Below are 17,486 nucleotides of genomic sequence, written 5' to 3' on the forward strand. Positions count from 1 at the left end.
ACCAAGTTTTGAGGTCCTATAGCTCAGTTGGTTAGAGCACCTGACTCATAATCAGGTGGTCCCTGGTTCGAGCCCAGGTGGGACCACTTTTTAAATCAAGCACTTACAGAAATGTAGGTGCTTTTTTGTTTATTAAAGCTATTTTCAACAGTTTACAATTCTATTTGATTCTGTATTCTAATTATTTCATTCTTTTTCATATTGATTTAATGTCTAAAAAGGCATACAATTGGGTTGCAACTTTTAAATTTTGGGTTGCATATTAAATCACACATTTTTAATTATTTACGATAACTAATGAATATAAATATTTTAAAAATCCTGTTTTTAATTTCTGCAACCAGAATTAATAAACAAGGATTAGTACCTATAATCTGTAGATTAACCTTCCAAGGAGACAGAAAAGCATTTTCTACAGGATTGTTTATAAATCCTAATTGTTGGAATAGTAAGCAGCAGAAAGCTAAACCACCCAATGATGAAAATACTTTTATCAATTCCCAATTAAGCCTGATTAAGAATGAAATTAATCAGGCTTTTTTATTTCTACAGGTTAATGAGGAGACCTTTGATGTAGAAGATGTTTTTCTACAATATAAGGGGGAAATTCCCAAAAAGAACAAAACAGTACTTCATGTTTTTAACGAACATAATGATAAGTTAGAAAAGCTGGTTGGTAAAGACTATACAATTGGTACTCTTTGGAAGTTTAAACAGGCAAAACAATTATTGAAAGACTATTTAAAGCACCAATACAATAAGAATGATTATCAGTTCAAGGATATGAATTTGAAGTTTGTTCAAGATTATGAGTTTTATCTAAAATCTGAAAAGAACTTAGCTCTTGCAACTGTTAACAAAACAATACAAAGGTTCAGAAGAATGATTAGAATAGCAATTTCAGAAGGAATAATTGATAAAGACCCCTTTATTCTTTACAGAGTTAAATTAATAAAGAAAGAGGTTGTTTATCTTACTACAGAGGAACTTGAATCACTTGAGAAGCACCAATTTTCACAATTCAGATTACAGCAAGTGGCTGATATGTTTATTTTCTGTTGTTACACAGGCTTGGCATATAATGAAATGTCAAACCTGGAAGCAAAACATATTGTTAAGGGATTTGATGGAAACTATTGGATTAAGATGATAAGAGAGAAAACTCAAAAGGAAATCTCTATACCTCTTCTGTCTAAGAGTGCTAACATAATAGAGAAATATCAGAAAACTGGGAATGAAGTTGGAATATTACCTGGAATAAGTAACCAGAAATTCAACTCTTATTTAAAGGAAATTGCAGAAATAGTAGGAATTAAGAAAAATCTCACTCATCACATTGCAAGAAAAACTTTTGCAACTACAGTTTTATTATATAATGATGTACCTATGGAAATTGTTAGTGAACTTTTAGGACATTCTAAAATTACCATTACTCAGGAACATTATGCTAAAGTTGTAAATAAAAAAGTGAGTGAGCATATTCAAAAGCTAAATCAAAAATTAGAGTAATCTGTAATTTATTAACTGTGTTGTAGTAATTTTACAGCACAGTTAATATCAATACTAATAAAATGCAACAAATTCGAGTTGAACCATTTAATAATACTCCAATAAACTTTAAAGAGATTAACGCATCTGATTTTGATGGTTTTAATGTTGAAGGTAATGGAAAAACAATAATCGAACCTCATAACGGATATATTACGGATTCTTTATTAGATAATATTGACCTTTACAAAAGTGATACAACTGTTATTAATGCCAGTGTTGGTCAAGGTAAAACAACTGCCGTAATTAAATTTGTTGAGCAATATTACAAAGATAAAAACTACATAGTAGTTATTGCGACACCATTTAAATCCCTTATTGAACAATATGAAAATAAGATTAAGGAAGAGAGTGGCTTAGATAATATCATATTTAATTATCAGGATTTTGAAAATGGTTTAGTAAGTAAGAGAAACTTTAAATCATTACACGAGAAACCGATACAACTTATTACTATTAATAGTCTTCTGGGAAACCCCGGTGAAATAGTTCTTAAACAATCTGATCTAAAGAGAGAGTATTATGAATCTTTAATTGAATATGCCAATGAAAATGGAAAGAAAGTAATATTGATTTTAGATGAGATTCATGAATCAATACATAATTTCAAAGAATCTTTAATTTTTAATTTGTTCAAATGGCACTCTGTTATTTATAAAAATATCATTTTAAGTGCAACCTTTAATGAAGCATCAAAAGTGGTCATTAAATACCTTGCAGAATTGACTGATAAAAATATAAAAATCCTTGAATCGGCAAGACATCAGGTTCAAGAAGAAAAGTTAAGTGATTTGCATTTATGTATCTATGACAACTATCATTATAAAGCCAATTCACCAATTTTTGAATCTCTTTTTATTGATGAAGGAAAAAAATATGATAAAATACACATTCTATCATATTCCCAAAGATTAGCCGAAGATATCTATATTTCGCCATTAGGAAAAAAATTAAATGAGACATTTGAAAACTTTAATTTATGTATAAGTAAAAATAATCAACCATTTGATAAAACAACCTGCAATATTGGAACTGTTTTTAAAACAGGAATTAGTATTGAAGATGATAATTGTGGTTATTTTATAATTATGCCACCTAAATCGGCATATTTAAATATCAAGAACAAAGGAAAGTTAGGAATTTTTACGGATGGAATCTTCAACATAATTCAAGCTGTTGCAAGACCAAGAGTAAAAGCTAACATTTATATAATTATGCCATCTCCAGAAAAATTAATTAAAGTACCTGAACTTCCTGAAAATTACATCAAAGCAACAAGTTTAAACTATTTACCATTTGATAATGAAAATAATCAAGCTGCATACTATGATATAAATTCTCAAGATTCATTACTAAGATTGTTCTATACTAATTTAAGAGAAAATCAAGAAAGTGGCGAACAATTTGTTACAACGAACCAATTGAATATAGTACCTATATTTCCTGCTTATGAAAAATATAAACTAACTAACGGAGAGAAATTCTACAGAAATTATTATGAAATTTTCGGGAAAAACCTTTCAGATTATGTCTATTGGGCAGCTTGGAATAATCAGTTTGTAAATTGTAGATTAAAAAGTATTGTTAAGGCTTCATCACTATTCATAAAAGAAGGATATGTGCAGAATAGTTTTGATAAATATTACAAATCTGTTTTTTCAACAAGTGCTTTCTTTAATATGAACTCAGATAAAGATTGTTTAATAAAATTTCGTTCATCATTATTTTCCAATAATATCTACCTCAAATCATCACATAAAGAGGATTATAGTTTTATAAGTCAATACAGAAATTCCTATTTTGAAAAGCAGATAATTTCTTTTATTCAAAGATATAAAAGACCTTTTAATTTTGATATTAAAAAGATTGTTTACCCACCAAATGGATTTGAGTATATAAAAGAAAATAATACCTGGAAAAAGAAGATCGCTAATGATGTTGATATCTCTAAGGAAACTTATTTAAGGCTGGCAATGTTATATTCTAATGAAATTGATATTATTCCTGAAAATTTGAAAGAAGAGGAAAAGAATCTAATTTCAAGTTATAAAAGGCTTTTTGCTTACAGAGATATTTTATTGAAGGAGTATGTTATATTGAGTAAAAAAAATGTTGAACACTTACCTATTGACAAAAATATTAAATTCAAACCTGAGCATCAAATTGAGCTACAAACAATAATTGAAACTATAAAAAAATTTGATAAAAACATACAAGCATTTAGTTTCTTACAAAAAACCAAAGATTTAATTCCTGTATATGGTCTTTTAAAGGATTTGTTTTTCAAAAAAAATAAACCCACAAATATTTTTATTGATTTAACTAATAAGCCTGTAAAAGCAATAAAATCTGAATTATTAGAATTCCCAAAGAAAGAAGAATACATTAATTTAATTTATTCAATAGATGATGCTTGGTTACTACAATCTGGTAATATTGAATGGGAACAAAAAGATGTAATTGGTGAATACACAAATGACCCATTTTATGGAAAATACTAATAATATCTATTTTTTATATTTTACTATATAAGATTCAACAGTAAAATTTAGACATTTTCAAACCAATCTCAAAAATCTTGAGGTTGGTTTTTTCTTTTTTGAATGTCACCTGGAAATGGATATACTTCAAATGTTTAGAGAAATTAAATTTTAAATATTAACCATTAAACAAAAAATATTATGCAATTAAGACAAAGCGAAAGAAAAAGAGCTAAAATCAAAATGGCTCTGCAAGGTGCATCTGGTACTGGTAAATCTATAGGTTCATTACTTATAGCAAAAGGACTGACAAATGGTGACTTGTCAAAAGTAGCTGTAATTGATACAGAGAATGGAAGTGCTGATTTATATGCTCATTTAGGTAGTTACAATGTTCTGACAATGTCGCCACCATTCACACCTGAGAATTACATTAAGGCTATTGAAGTTTGTGAAAAAGCAGAAATGGAAGTCATTATTATAGATTCAATATCTCATGAATGGGATGAACTATTAGATTTTCATTCCAAATTAGCAGGAAACAGCTTTACTAACTGGGCAAAGGTTACACCAAGGCAGAAAGCATTTGTAGATAAAATTCTTCAAGCCAATGCTCATATTATTGCCACTATGAGAACTAAACAGGACTACGTACTTAATCAAAAAGATGGTAAATACATTCCTGAAAAAGTAGGTCTGAAATCAGTTCAAAGAGATGGATTGGATTACGAATTTACTTTGGTGTTTGATATTGATATAAAACATTTTGCTGTATCAAGTAAAGACAGAACTGGCTTATTCATGGGAAAACCTGAATTTCAGATAAGTGAATTGACAGGGAAACTGATTTTAGATTGGTGTAATAGTGGCGTACCTGGAAACCAAAATATTCTTAATGAACAGCAGGTAATACAACAAATCCAGTATTGTAATAATATAGCTGAATTGCTGTCTTTGTACAAGCAATATCCTGAATTTCAAGAGAATCTTAAACCTCATTATGAAGAGAAAAAGAGTTTCTTAATACAATTATCCAATCCTAAAAATTATTCGACAAATGGACACACTAAGACACATTAAGCCTGCCACTTTAGAGCAGGCTTTTGATTTAAGACCAGTCAGCGATAAAATAATTGAAATGTCACCTGGAAATGATACATATATTCCAGCTCCAGGTAACTTACGAATCCCCTCAGAATCTTTACAAACTCAAATTGAATATCCTCACAAACCTTTTATAGAAGCCAATACGCAAGAAGTTCATTTGCAACATTTGAAAAATGAATGTATTATACCTGTATTCAGCAAAGACAACGAGAAGACTATTAGTCATCAGGAGTTCATAGAAATATCTCAAAATTGTATTGCTAATGTATTTCCTAACCATTCTATCAGTGAACCTGAAATAAGGGTTTCTCATCAAATTAAAGGTAGGACTCCAGGTGCTATTTATAAGAATGTAAAGGATTTATTAGATCATGAGAAAACTATTTATTATGAAAGGATGGCTTTTATCATTAAGATTCCAACCATTACAGATAATATTAATGGTAATGAGCTATCACTGACAATTGGTGGAGTTAGAGCTTATAATCAGGAGAATTTGTACAATAAGAAAACCTTTGAAAAGTTTAAATTCTTTGTTGGTTTTCAGAATAAAGTATGCTGTAATCTCTGTGTATGGAGTGATGGATTTGTTGATGATTTAAAGGTGGGCTCTTATGAAGAATTACAATCTAAACTTTTCCAGGTACTTAACAATTATAATGCTGAGAAACATTTATTAGAAATGAAACAATTTGCTGACTACTCATTAACTGAGCATCAATTTGCTCAATTATTGGGTAGAACCAGATTGTATCAACACCTCCCCAAAAAAGAGAAATTAAAGATACCATTACTCCAATTTACCGATGGTCATATTAATACCATTACTAAAGATTATTATGAAGATGAAAGTTTCTGTAGAGATAATGCTGGGGATATAAACCTTTGGAACCTCTATAATCTCTTTACACAAGCCAATAAGAGTAGTTATATAGATACTTTCTTAGATAGAAATTTGAATGCTTTTGATTTTACTAAAGGTATTCAGCAAAGTCTCAATGGTAATTCAGATTATCATTGGTTTTTGAGTTAATTATTGCCCTTTCTTATTTGAAGGGGCATTTATTTCTGAACTAATTCTTTCAATGCATAGTTCTAAATTTTTCTTAATATCATTTGACCAAAATCTCAAAACTGTCCATCCTTGAGAGATTAAATATTCATTCACAATCTTGTCACGAGCAATATTTCCTGAAATTTTCTTCTCCCAAAATTCTGCATTATTTACGGGCTTCTTTTTAGTTTCCCAGTCTTTTCCATGGAAAAACTCGCTGTCTACAAATACTGCTATTTTAGCCTTTTTGAATACGAAATCTGGTTTACCAAAAACCTTTTTATCATTTTTCCTATATCTAAAACCTGATTTCCATAAAGCTTTATCAAGAATCACCTCACACTTAGTTCCTTGGCTTTTTATTGCAGCCATGTTCTTAGAACGTTGCTCCGAATTATGCGGATCCATAAAACTCAAATTCTTTGTCACCAGTACAATAATATTCTTCTGCAATTGTACTGCCTGTATCCAGAACTAATGATTTGCTTTTTAGCATCTCGACATAAGTTTCCATACCATTTATAACATTTGTGCAGTCAACGGCATATCCTATATCTGTAAAATCTCTTATTACAGAAAAATCAGGATGGTTATAAGATTTATGTCTTCCAGCTGATATTATTGCTCTTGAACTATCATTACGGATTATACTATTCCAGAAAATTGGTTCATGATTATTTAAGGAACCATGATGTGGTACTTGGCATAATACATTAGTTGAATCTTGAAAAATTTCTGCATGCCTGTCTCTCATCCTTTCAAAAGTCAACTTTTCTACATCAGAAGTAAATAATATATATTTATTTTCAACTTTTAACTTGAATAAAGTAGAAAGTAAATTTGCGGCTTTACTTCTTTTCATTCTATTTACTTCTGGTTCAAAATTTAAAATCTTGAGATATTCAATCTTCTCTAATCTTGATGGTGATAAACATTGTAAATATGCTTCCTTAGTAAGTTCAATTTTATAATCGAAATTTAATTGTATAAATTCCATACCATTATCATACAATTGTTCTGCAAGTTCAAAAACTTCTATTAAAGCTTTTGAGTTTGTTATGTTTGGCTCAAAATATGCGTGATATTCGATTCCAATATCGTATATTGTGTAACAGAACTTCTTTATTGTTACTGAGTTTGAATAACAATATTCAAAAACTTCTGCTAAACCAGAATAGTGATCAGTATGTGGATGAGATAATACTATAAATTCGATTTCTTTATAATTGTGATTTTTAATATGTTCCAATACAGGATTATGATTTCCGATTTTTTTACTATCGATAATTCCGATTTTTTTTGTTTCATTATTCCATTCAATAATTATTGAATCTCCTTGACCAACATCTTTAAAAGTTATCTTCATCACCTATTGTTTTTTTAAAAAGTGGACTATCCTTAAATTTTAAGAAAATATTTTTTTGTTCGAATAATTTTGAATGATCACTAAAATCTTCAATAAATTCAAACTTTCTTTCTCCAGGTTGTGTTGTAATTCTAACCATCATAAAACCTCCAGTTTTCAGATTTGTAAAATGTGATAAAGGCGATTTTTCGAATCTTCTTATTTGATAAAATTCAGTTTCACTGTCAAGTAAACAATTTAGAACAACAAAATTCTCAGATATTTCAATTATTTCAGCAATAAATTCTTCTGTTACTTCTTTATTTTCTTGGAAATCTTCTTTTATTTCTGCTATAAGACGGCTAACACCTTCTGCATCCTGAAAATTATTTTTTTGTTTAGTGAGAACAATTCGTGGAGTCTTTTCAATATCATTTAATACCGATAATACTTCATCTGTTTTATTACTGTCTTTAGACCACACTATTAATTCATATAGTTGTTTAGAAGGGATTATATGATCAATCCATTGTGCACATTGATATGGGTCAAATTTCGAAGAATAATACAAATCCAAGAAAACTAATTCTACTGAATCAATAGTTGTTGATGGATAATTATTTTCAATGATATCAGCATTGAAGTATTGATAACCAACTTTATTTTCTTCCATAAAGTCAATTATCCCTGCTACTTCTTCAGGTCTATCGTCTACTATTGCGACTTTTGGTCCAAAAAGCTCCGTCATAATTGATTTTTATTAAAAATTAAAATAATTGCTGCGCCATTATATTTTTTTGGAACACCATACTTTATTAATGATTCGGTTTCAGTTATAATGTCAACCTTACCATATTTCATCATTATTGTATCTATAAGATAAAGCCCAATTCCAATTCCGTTTGTTTTTCTTGAAAAGAAAGGTCTTATTAGATCACTAATGTCATCTTTAAAGCCTGGTCCATTATCAACAAATAAGACACAGGTAGAATCTCCTTCTTTGAATGATTTAATGAATATTGATTTATCGTCTGAATAAATTGCATCTAACCAATAAATACTATTATCCAAAATATTCATTGCAATAGTTATAAAATATCTTTTATCACATTTAATAGTATCGTGTAAATCATCAAACTCTAATTCAAAATTAATTTTTCTTAATTTTAACTGTAATTTATAATTTGCTAATGCAATATTTATACATTCAGATATGCTTACTGGCTTATCTCCTCCTTTTCTTAAAACTGAAGTTATTCCATCTGAATATTGTTTTAGTTCTTGTACCTGATCAGATATTTTATTGATATTTAATGGCTTTTCGGTTACCGTTTCCTGCATTCTTGGGATCAATTTTTCAATTTCATGTAGGGCAACTGATGCTGTCATTCCTACACCAGCAGGAATTAAAAGAATTTGTTTATCTTCTTCATATTTCTCTTCAAGTTTATTAACTTCATCAATTAATCTTCTTTTTGTATCCTCTTCACTTAAATCAGCCGAGTCAAGTAAAGTTTTCAAATTGCTTACTTTGGAATCAAAAAGGTTTTTATTTGACTTTTGATTGAAACTTAACCATTTATTTCTATCAACAAATCTTGTGGTCGCAAATTCGTTTAATATAGTTTTAAGGATTATATAAAAATTTAAATAATCTTGATTTTCTACAAAGCCTTCTCTATTTGTTTTTTCTACTAAACTTGTAGAAGTCTCAGCATCTAAGTACACATATCCAATGATATTATTATTAGAAAACCATTTTTTGTTTTGAATTCTTTCTAAATCTAATCCCAACCAATCATTTCCTGGACTTCCATAATCATAGATTCTTAAATCGTTTTTAAAAACTTTAATTCCAGAGTGATCTTTTAATATTTTTTTAATTAAATCAGGACTATCTGTATAGTCTCGCATAGAAGAAATGTCTAAATCGAAAGTATTTAACTCGATTAGAATACCACCAAATGATATAGGCTTGGAATCGAATTCGGAAAGGATTTTTTCAATCTTACTATCATCATACTCGTCTTTCTCCAAGATGGATTTATATTCTTTTCTTACTAAACCTCTTATATTTTGATTGTATTGAGGATCGTCTTTAATATGTCTTGTTCCTATTTCACTGTTGTTCTTTAGAGCAAATGTATATTCAAAATCAAGATTGTAATCTTTATCTATAAATGCAGTAATCTTAAAAGGTGATTCATCAAGGATTTTATTTACTGATGGAAAATCAATTAGCCACTTATTATCAAAATTTAAGTTAATACTGAATTGATTTTCTGAAACTTTTGGAGATAGCATAGAAAGAGTTTGGATTTTTAAATCACGTGCCATCCCTTTTGTCCAAACTTCTTTTAAATTACTTAATCTAATGTATGTCCCGCTTTTATCTTTAAATCTGAAATCATCTAAAGATCTTTTAATTTTCCATTTAATTGGAACATCCGACAAATGTTTCGATTGATTAAAATCTTTCCAATCAATATATAATTGAATCTCATAATCAGCTAATTTAGAACTTTCAATTATTTTTGAGTTCTTTTTATATTTAATGATCTGTGGGCGAGTTATGAGTAGAATTTGATTACTTAATTTATGTACGGCAAATCTGCCAACACCTTTTTCCCCCATTGGAACACGGTTATAGATTGCTGATCGGATAATTTCTCTTTCTCCCGTTCTTTTGTTGACTGGTTTTCTAAAGTCTGAACCTGGTTCAAGCCACACGTCTTCAATAATTTCTGAAGTCATGCCAATACCATCATCTTCTATAATAATTACCGCTTTATCAATATCTTCGACATCTCTAAATTTTACATCAACTTTATTTGCATCTGCATCATAGCTATTTTTTACTAATTCATAAATAGCCATTACAGGACTTTTAATCAATTCGTTGCCTAAAAGTGTAAGAATTTGAGCTTTAGGATTAAAATTTTTTTCTTTTTCTATTGTACTCATATTAGTCCTTTAATTTGATCTGCAATTATTTTAGCCATTAATGGTGGAACAGCATTTCCAATTTGTTTAAATGCAGCAGTTCTGTTAATAGATTCTTTAACCCCTTCAAAATAGTAATTATCAGGGAATGATTGTATTCTTGCAGCTTCTCTGACGCTTATTGATCTGTTTTGCTCTATATCGGGATGGATATAGTAGTGACCATCTTTTGCAATATGTGCAACTACTGTTTGAGAAGATTGTAAATTATCCGCTACAACTTTAAATCTATCTGTGAAAGAAGTTCTATTTTTATGTGTTTTTAGTTTATCAGGTAAATGATTATAGTTCAATCTCTCCATTTTATTGTTCCACCTGTCAACTGCTATTTCATATATTTTTTTATCTTGCAGAGTATGTGGGCGTGCAATATGTTGGGTAATAAAATCATCCCCGACTCTAATATTTGACTTAGTTAGATATTCATTAGAATTATTTACATAAATATCTACGTCTTTGCCGCTTCCCGCTTCTAATTTTGGTAAATCTTTAAATATGCTATTGACAAATGAATTAATATTAGATTGATACTTTTCAAAATTTGGAATATTTGGTATAAAATCATCTTTCCAACCAATAATTATTAGTCTTTTTCTCATTTGCAAAACACCAAAATTTTCAGCATTCACCCTACAGATTTCAATTGAATATCCTTTTTTTTTAAACAGTTTTTTCATGTTTTCTAAATACATCCCGCTTCCAGCAGAAAGTAATCCAATAACATTCTCAAATACAAACATCTTTGGTTTGTATTTTTCAAGATATGCTGCGTATTGAACATATAAAAAGTTTCGAGGATCCCTTTTCATTCCATGTTCAGATCTTGCTCTTCCAACTAATGAATATGCTTGACATGGAGGACCTCCTATTATTAAATCAATTTCTTGGATATTTCTATTGTTAATTTGAAAATCTATTTTTTTATAAATTTCATTGTTGTTTTCATTGCTAATTCCGAGGTTAATTATACTTTCTGTTAATTCTATTGGTAAATAACTGTATAATTCTTCTCTGGTTATTGCTTTTGAAAGGTATGAATTGTATATATCTAATTGATTATTTTCTTTTAAGAAATGATATGCTGATCTTGTAGTTAGAGTTTTACATGCTGCATTATCTATTTCAACATGTGCTATTGCATTAAATCCTGCTTGGTTAAAACCCTCAGACAATCCTCCTGCACCAGCAAATAAATCTATATAATTTAATTTTGACATATAATGTAATGTAACATTTTTTTACATATCAAAGTTAATTTTTTTAATATTTTAAAGCAATAAATTTAACATATTGTAAGTCAACTACTTGCGCATTGTATTGGTTTTTTATAGTAAAAATTTTTGAAAAAAATTTATTCAAGCGTCACTCCACCTGCCTAAGTATACCCTCACAACTTCTTATGGCAAAATGCCCCCCACCACTTATAAGAAAACAAAATTTTTCAGGAACAATTATAAATTCAAGTTGAAAGCTGGTTTTGTTTACGCTGTAAATTTCAATTCTTGTGGTGTTATTTCTAACTCAAAAATCAAAAACAATGGTAAGAATTATCAATTACAAAAGAAGAGTAGCAGAGAACAAGGAATTCTTTGTACTTGAAGTTTCAGGAGGTATTGAAATGGTATTAAGCAAAACTACAGGAATGTATTATGCCACCTCTAAGAAAGCCTCTATTACATCTACATTCGATGAAGAAACCTGTAAATCTTTAATTGGCTCAGAATTTCCTGGTTCAATTGTAAAGGAAGAGTGTGAGCCTTATGAGTATACTGTTCAAGACACAAGAGAAATCATTACTTTATCTCACAGGTATGTTTACAGAGCAGAAGAACTTACCACTTCTAAAGTATATTCAGCTCCAGATAACTTATTAATGGCAGATTAAATTTCCTAAAATGTCCAAATTTTACTGTAGAGTCTTATATAGGTTCAAGTAAAATCTGGACATTTTTATTTTTAGCTGCACAAAATTTCCTTTTATATAATATTGTGTAAGGAAAAAATGTGCAGGAAGATTTAAAGACCTTAAAATGTACCTGGAAATATAAGATGCTATTTAGTTCCAGGTATGATGCAAAGACTTGCACATCTTTGTAAACCGTTACAAGTTACTTGGAAATAAAAGATTTGTTTATATGCTTTCTTACTCAACATTATCACAATAACACCGATTTCCCTTATCCTGGTTTCTGCAAGGATAAGTATAAATAGCTAAAACTTACTCAGGTAAAGTTTTGAACTTTAGAATCTCAAAGGTTTCAATTTCTAACTTTTGAGCAATAATGTGCAATGTATATGCAGTAGGATTGGTATTCCCAGCTTCTAACCTGGACATATTAGACTTTTCAAAGTTGCATAAAGCAGCTAATTCAACTTGAGAAATGTTTTTCTTTTCTCTAAGCTGTTTTATACGCTTTCCTATTGCAACTTGATACTCTTTTTTATCCACCTTGGCTGAATTAAACAATAATTAGAATACACTTTAACTACGGAAAACCGTAAGGAAATGTGATCAACTCTAACTCTATTTGTTTATTAATATTAATAGCCAAAAGTGGTCATAAATGATAATTATATGGTTATCATAAATGATACATTTACTATATTTGAAAAACTTTAAAATTTATAAAATGAAGAAAATATTACCCTTATTACTATTCCCAGTTTTTTCGTTAGCACAAACAGCTTTTAATTCAGGTTTCAATGATGGATATAAAGGTGGATATTGCTACGACAAGGGATTAAATTGTCAAAAGCCAATTCCTCCTATTGCTCCTGTTCCAAATGTAAATGAAAAGAGTACCAGCTATTATGATGGTTATAACAGAGGTTTTGCAGAAGGCTTGAATAAAGCAAAGGAATCTGAAACAGCTAAATACAAAACTTCTTCTGGTGAATTTATAGAAGACAAAATGTACAATCCTTATCAGAATATTAACAATGTAATTGAATTAGCAATGCTTTTGAAAGAATCAAAAGGTGTTGCAATAAGCCACCTGGAGGATGGGAATTATCAAGCTGTTGCTAATATCTGTTATGCAGGATTAAAGGTTTCTCCTAAAGATTCAGAGTTTATGTTATTACTTGCTCAGGCTTATAGGAACAGTGATAATTTGGAACAAGCTCTTAAATGGTATAAAAAAGCCTATCAATACAGGAGAGGAGATAATAATCTCAAGGAACTGATTAAAAGCTTAGAGAAGTAATAATTAAAAGTATAGTAATGAATCTTGACTTCAACAATGCTTTCTATTACATAAGCTTAATTGTCATTGGTGCTCCTGTGATATACTTTCTTACAAAGTCTGGGTTCTCATATCGGGAAGAGAAAAAGACACTTTTAATATCAATCTCTTTAACTCCAATCTTAATATTGCTTTTAATGTCTGCAATTTTTGGCATAGATGAAACTACTGAAAATATTGGGGAGTTGTTTGGCGATTTTCTACACTTCATAATCTATACTGTTATTGGACTCTTCTTCTTAGGGATTTGTTTGGTTATTTTGGTTTTCCTGATAGCAGATAACAAAAAAGAAGTAGTTAATAATATAAAAGATAGAATTTTAAAAATTAGAAAAGGAATTGGAAGAAAAAATAAATAGATCAATTAATTGTCTAAAAGAACTCAACGACAATCCTTTTACATTGCAAAAGGTTGCATTTTGGTTATATGAATACAACGATTTATACAAAGAAGTTAAAAATTATTCCGAGAATCTTTGTGAGCAATGTCAGCAATGGAAAGCTAATGGTTTGCCTTATGACTGTTTGCAAGAAGCTGAGTATTGTACTAAGAGATATAGGTATTTTACGAACTTCTACGAAGAAGTTGAATATGGTATTGAAATTCAGGAATTAGATATAGTTTGTAAAGTTGCACTTGAAGAATACAATACTTGTAGTAATAATGATGCGCTCCTAAAAGATTGGTTGATAAAGTACTTTGATATTGGTTACAACAAACTGGCTATTTTCTATTATGACCATTTGGATTATAGTGTTAATGATGATGAGGTAGTTCATCCTCACTTTGGAAACTCGCCAATAGGAGAATTTGGAGTTTGTATTGACAGAAAGTATTATGAGAACCTTATTGAATTTGATGATGTATTTAAAATGCTACTTTATGAGAGAAAAATATATCCAGAAAAACTAAAAGAAATAGAAGAGGAAATGCAGAAGGTAGCTATACCTATGATTCCAATTCCTAAAATTGATTAATGGCCACCTTTTGGGTGGTTTTTTTATACCCTTATATTAATGAAAAACGATATTTATGATTACTTAATTTTTAAACTTGATAGTGAGTATGCAGATTATGAATTTGACTTAATTTCTATTCCGCCTTATGAATTTATTGAGAATGGATTGTCATTAGAGCCTTATGAATATTTTGGTGAGATACATGAAGTTTTAGAACTTAAAGCAAAACATATTCTTATGTATTTTAATGCGGATGTACTAATGAGAGTAGAATTTCTATATCCAGGTGACATTGTAGGTTTTTTAAAACAAAGAATAGAGAAGATGCAAGACATCGGGTTACCAGAATACATGATGCTGATTTTGCGGAAAGACAGGAAGTTTACTGTATTGATGTATCAAAATAAACTATTACAAAAACATAATTAATTTAAACTAAAGAAAATGGATAACACTATATCAGAAGTTTCAGAAATCCAGGTTTCTTACAGACCTAACAAAATTTTAAATGTAAAGATTGCTACAAGTAGTGATGTTGTTCAAATTATAAGAAAGTTTTGGAATGAAGAAACAATAGAAATGCAGGAAGAAACAAAAATATTATTTATGGATTCTTCAAATACAGTAATTGGAGTTTATAGTTTATCTAAAGGTGGGCTTACAGGAACTTTAGTTGATATTAGATTGATTTTATCAGTAGCTTTGAAATGTTTAGCTACAGGGATCATCTTTGTTCATAATCATCCAAGCGGTAATCTTAATCCAAGTAATGCAGACTTATCAATTATGAACAAGCTAAAGACAGCTTGTAAACTCTTAGATATTGCTCTTCTTGACAGTATCATTATTACAAAGGAAAGCTATATGAGTTTTACAGATGAAGGATTATTGTAGTTCAAATAGAGCATAAAAGGCATAATTTTAGGCATACTTACAAATAGTAGATATTGATGATATTTTTGTAAACATATTTAGCTCAGTTGGTTAGAGACAGGGATTTATAATCCCAGTGTCCCTGGTTCGAGCCCAGGTGGGACCACGAAAATTAAGCACTTACAGAAATGTAGGTGCTTTTTTGTTTTTAATTTATATATAAGCTTTATTACTTTTTATTCTACAATTTTTTGTCAATTATTTTAGACTTCAAACAAGATTAGTTAAACTTTATAGGGTGTTTTTCTCATTTTTTCGGGAGTTATTTGTTGTTTTTCGTTACGGAATTCACTTAAAAGGGATGATAAGTCATATGCTGAAACCCGATGGATAATGTGAAATTTAAAATTTTGTTAAAAAAACAATAGTAAATCATAAATTTTGTTAATTTTGAAGTTATGTAAAAATTAATTAACAATATTTTTGAATTATGAATGTTAAATATACGCGTTTTATATATTTATCAATATTTGTAACCACTTCATTTTCTTTACAAGCTCAGATTAAAGTTCAGAATAACAAGATCTGGAAAAAATCAGGTATAGAAGAATCACGTGACAGTGTAAAATGTAATAAAGAGAGTCTTCTTAATTATCACTGTAATATCCGAAACCATTTTCAACAACCAATCAAATATTTTAAGGATGCTGCCCAAACTCTGATTGTAGTTCATAATTCTACTGAAGAAGAAAATATTTGGAACAATAAGGATATTATTACAGAACTTAGCAATCATTCATTTAAAAGAAGCAAGAATAGTGAGATAATCACACTTAAGAAAAAGGCGAGCATTTTTTCGTATGTAAGCTCTAAAAACAAAGTCTATAAAGACAGTCTTAACATACGGCTTGAAGATAAGAATCTCTATGAGGCTTTTTTTGTACCTCAAAAGCTTAAAAAAAATGATTTGGAAAAACTTCATTCTTATCTTTCAATAAAGTATGGAATATCTTTGGAAAAATCGAAGTATTTCAATAGTAACGGTGACGTAATATGGGATCCTGAAAAGCATAAAGAGTTCAAAAAAAGACCTACAGGTATAGGCAGAGACGATGCTAACGAATTGTATCAAAAACAATCATCTAATCAAGAAGATAAAATTGTTACAATTGGAAGAGAAAAAATAACGAGAACCAATTTTGATAATACTGCTCCTCTGGATAATAATACATTTGTCATATGGTCTGATGATGATAAGGATCTTGATTTTGAAGAAAAAGAAGATCTGAGGATTTTAAAAAGAAATTGGGAAATTAATTTTATTGGAAAAAAGATCCCTAAAAATGGGTATTCTGTTCAGGTTGGCAAAAACTTAATGAATCCGGAAGGCGTGCGTTTGAACTATTGGATGCTTATTAAAAATGACGACGGAACGCTTCAGAAGATAGCAGGGAAAGCAAAAGGAGATGTTATAGAATATTCTGGAGTGGGTTTTCCTGAAGAAAAAAATGAAGCAATATTTACATTTGCGACAAATATAAATAAAGAAATACTTTCTGAAGGAAATATAATTGGAAATCAAAATCCGGTACCTACAAAAGGACCGGGGGTTGGAACATCAGACTTAAAATATCTTCTATATCCTAATCCGGTAAAAATAAATTCTTATTTTACCGTTAAGTTTCCTCCTACCGAAGGAATGGAAATTTCAATATATGATGGAGGTGGAAGAATGCTTTCTTCCGATAAAATAGCCTCTGATTCTGAAATTTATCAAAACAAACTTAATGTACAAGGGATATATCTTGTAATCCTTACCGAAAACAAAAAACTGATAAAAGCTTTTAAAGTTATCGTTGATTAACTAATAC

General features: G+C 29.4%; 17 protein-coding genes and 2 tRNA genes. 13 read left to right on the top strand and 6 right to left on the bottom strand.

The window, feature by feature from the left end; all coding sequences use genetic code 11:
• Positions 1-12: 12 nt before the first annotated feature.
• The 5 genes from MKS83_RS17325 to MKS83_RS17345 all read left to right on the top strand — a co-directional run bounded on the left by MKS83_RS17325 (position 13) and on the right by MKS83_RS17345 (position 6,168).
• Positions 13-86, top strand: a tRNA-Ile gene (locus MKS83_RS17325).
• A gap of 211 nt (positions 87-297) precedes the next feature.
• Positions 298-1,509: a site-specific integrase gene (locus MKS83_RS17330; protein ID WP_240580642.1), complete on the top strand. Its 1,212-nt coding sequence runs from the start codon at positions 298-300 to the stop codon at positions 1,507-1,509.
• Between the two features lie 62 nt (positions 1,510-1,571).
• Positions 1,572-4,049, top strand: coding sequence for a DEAD/DEAH box helicase family protein (locus MKS83_RS17335; protein WP_240580643.1), 2,478 nt, complete (start codon positions 1,572-1,574; stop codon positions 4,047-4,049).
• A 180-nt stretch (positions 4,050-4,229) separates the two neighbouring features.
• The gene (locus MKS83_RS17340; protein WP_240580644.1) at positions 4,230-5,108 is read left to right on the top strand and encodes an AAA family ATPase; all 879 of its coding nucleotides are present in this window, start codon (positions 4,230-4,232) and stop codon (positions 5,106-5,108) included.
• Positions 5,086-6,168 (top strand): DUF3871 family protein, encoded by a 1,083-nt coding sequence (locus tag MKS83_RS17345; RefSeq protein WP_240580645.1) that lies wholly within the window; start codon positions 5,086-5,088, stop codon positions 6,166-6,168. Before MKS83_RS17340 ends, MKS83_RS17345 begins: the two co-directional genes overlap by 23 nt.
• Here MKS83_RS17345 and MKS83_RS17350 read toward each other — a convergent pair whose 3' ends face one another.
• Genes MKS83_RS17350 through MKS83_RS17370 form a run of 5 tightly spaced genes read right to left on the bottom strand, consistent with a single transcriptional unit; the run spans position 6,169 to position 11,754 of the window.
• Positions 6,169-6,597 (bottom strand): very short patch repair endonuclease, encoded by a 429-nt coding sequence (locus MKS83_RS17350; protein ID WP_240580646.1) that lies wholly within the window; start codon positions 6,595-6,597, stop codon positions 6,169-6,171. It lies immediately after the preceding gene.
• Positions 6,584-7,555, bottom strand: coding sequence for a ComEC/Rec2 family competence protein (locus MKS83_RS17355; protein ID WP_240580647.1), 972 nt, complete (start codon positions 7,553-7,555; stop codon positions 6,584-6,586). Before MKS83_RS17355 ends, MKS83_RS17350 begins: the two co-directional genes overlap by 14 nt.
• Positions 7,539-8,282, bottom strand: coding sequence for a hypothetical protein (locus MKS83_RS17360; protein ID WP_240580648.1), 744 nt, complete (start codon positions 8,280-8,282; stop codon positions 7,539-7,541). Before MKS83_RS17360 ends, MKS83_RS17355 begins: the two co-directional genes overlap by 17 nt.
• Positions 8,279-10,498 (bottom strand): ATP-binding protein, encoded by a 2,220-nt coding sequence (locus MKS83_RS17365; RefSeq protein ID WP_240580649.1) that lies wholly within the window; start codon positions 10,496-10,498, stop codon positions 8,279-8,281. The genes MKS83_RS17360 and MKS83_RS17365 overlap by 4 nt, the downstream gene beginning before the upstream one ends.
• Positions 10,495-11,754 carry a DNA cytosine methyltransferase gene (locus MKS83_RS17370; RefSeq protein ID WP_240580650.1) on the bottom strand — a complete coding sequence of 420 codons (1,260 nt, stop codon included), beginning with the start codon at positions 11,752-11,754 and terminating at the stop codon, positions 10,495-10,497. The genes MKS83_RS17365 and MKS83_RS17370 overlap by 4 nt, the downstream gene beginning before the upstream one ends.
• Positions 11,755-12,074: 320 nt before the next feature.
• On the opposite strand from MKS83_RS17370, the gene MKS83_RS17375 reads away from it, so the two are divergent.
• Positions 12,075-12,422 carry a hypothetical protein gene (locus MKS83_RS17375; protein WP_240580651.1) on the top strand — a complete coding sequence of 116 codons (348 nt, stop codon included), beginning with the start codon at positions 12,075-12,077 and terminating at the stop codon, positions 12,420-12,422.
• A 333-nt stretch (positions 12,423-12,755) separates the two neighbouring features.
• Here MKS83_RS17375 and MKS83_RS17380 read toward each other — a convergent pair whose 3' ends face one another.
• Positions 12,756-12,986, bottom strand: a complete 231-nt coding sequence (locus MKS83_RS17380; protein ID WP_072958016.1) for a helix-turn-helix domain-containing protein — start codon at positions 12,984-12,986, stop codon at positions 12,756-12,758.
• Between the two features lie 181 nt (positions 12,987-13,167).
• On the opposite strand from MKS83_RS17380, the gene MKS83_RS17385 reads away from it, so the two are divergent.
• The 7 genes from MKS83_RS17385 to MKS83_RS17415 all read left to right on the top strand — a co-directional run bounded on the left by MKS83_RS17385 (position 13,168) and on the right by MKS83_RS17415 (position 17,479).
• Positions 13,168-13,743, top strand: coding sequence for a tetratricopeptide repeat protein (locus MKS83_RS17385; protein WP_240580652.1), 576 nt, complete (start codon positions 13,168-13,170; stop codon positions 13,741-13,743).
• A gap of 17 nt (positions 13,744-13,760) precedes the next feature.
• Entirely contained in the window at positions 13,761-14,141 is a 381-nt protein-coding gene (locus MKS83_RS17390; protein WP_130913632.1) for a hypothetical protein, read from the top strand.
• Positions 14,122-14,760 carry a hypothetical protein gene (locus MKS83_RS17395; protein ID WP_240580653.1) on the top strand — a complete coding sequence of 213 codons (639 nt, stop codon included), beginning with the start codon at positions 14,122-14,124 and terminating at the stop codon, positions 14,758-14,760. Before MKS83_RS17390 ends, MKS83_RS17395 begins: the two co-directional genes overlap by 20 nt.
• Before the next feature lie 39 nt (positions 14,761-14,799).
• Positions 14,800-15,171, top strand: coding sequence for a hypothetical protein (locus tag MKS83_RS17400; RefSeq protein ID WP_240580654.1), 372 nt, complete (start codon positions 14,800-14,802; stop codon positions 15,169-15,171).
• Positions 15,172-15,186: 15 nt separating this feature from the next.
• Entirely contained in the window at positions 15,187-15,636 is a 450-nt protein-coding gene (locus tag MKS83_RS17405; protein WP_240580655.1) for a RadC family protein, read from the top strand.
• A 79-nt stretch (positions 15,637-15,715) separates the two neighbouring features.
• Positions 15,716-15,781, top strand: a tRNA-Ile gene (locus tag MKS83_RS17410).
• Positions 15,782-16,105: 324 nt separating this feature from the next.
• Complete coding sequence (locus tag MKS83_RS17415) at positions 16,106-17,479, top strand: T9SS type A sorting domain-containing protein (RefSeq protein ID WP_240580656.1); 1,374 nt, start codon at positions 16,106-16,108, stop codon at positions 17,477-17,479.
• Positions 17,480-17,486: the final 7 nt, after the last annotated feature.

Source organism: Chryseobacterium sp. Y16C, from assembly GCF_022488405.1.
Lineage (GTDB): Bacteria > Bacteroidota > Bacteroidia > Flavobacteriales > Weeksellaceae > Chryseobacterium > Chryseobacterium geocarposphaerae.

Coding starts and splice junctions, on each gene's coding strand:
- MKS83_RS17340 (WP_240580644.1), top strand. CDS start 4,230: ATGCAATTAAGACAAAGCGAAAGAAAAAGAGCTAAAATCAAAATGGCT.
- MKS83_RS17350 (WP_240580646.1), bottom strand. CDS start 6,597: ATGGATCCGCATAATTCGGAGCAACGTTCTAAGAACATGGCTGCAATA.
- MKS83_RS17355 (WP_240580647.1), bottom strand. CDS start 7,555: ATGAAGATAACTTTTAAAGATGTTGGTCAAGGAGATTCAATAATTATT.
- MKS83_RS17365 (WP_240580649.1), bottom strand. CDS start 10,498: ATGAGTACAATAGAAAAAGAAAAAAATTTTAATCCTAAAGCTCAAATT.
- MKS83_RS17405 (WP_240580655.1), top strand. CDS start 15,187: ATGGATAACACTATATCAGAAGTTTCAGAAATCCAGGTTTCTTACAGA.
- MKS83_RS17400 (WP_240580654.1), top strand. CDS start 14,800: ATGAAAAACGATATTTATGATTACTTAATTTTTAAACTTGATAGTGAG.
- MKS83_RS17330 (WP_240580642.1), top strand. CDS start 298: ATGAATATAAATATTTTAAAAATCCTGTTTTTAATTTCTGCAACCAGA.
- MKS83_RS17415 (WP_240580656.1), top strand. CDS start 16,106: ATGAATGTTAAATATACGCGTTTTATATATTTATCAATATTTGTAACC.
- MKS83_RS17335 (WP_240580643.1), top strand. CDS start 1,572: ATGCAACAAATTCGAGTTGAACCATTTAATAATACTCCAATAAACTTT.
- MKS83_RS17370 (WP_240580650.1), bottom strand. CDS start 11,754: ATGTCAAAATTAAATTATATAGATTTATTTGCTGGTGCAGGAGGATTG.
- MKS83_RS17360 (WP_240580648.1), bottom strand. CDS start 8,282: ATGACGGAGCTTTTTGGACCAAAAGTCGCAATAGTAGACGATAGACCT.
- MKS83_RS17345 (WP_240580645.1), top strand. CDS start 5,086: ATGGACACACTAAGACACATTAAGCCTGCCACTTTAGAGCAGGCTTTT.
- MKS83_RS17375 (WP_240580651.1), top strand. CDS start 12,075: ATGGTAAGAATTATCAATTACAAAAGAAGAGTAGCAGAGAACAAGGAA.
- MKS83_RS17385 (WP_240580652.1), top strand. CDS start 13,168: ATGAAGAAAATATTACCCTTATTACTATTCCCAGTTTTTTCGTTAGCA.
- MKS83_RS17390 (WP_130913632.1), top strand. CDS start 13,761: ATGAATCTTGACTTCAACAATGCTTTCTATTACATAAGCTTAATTGTC.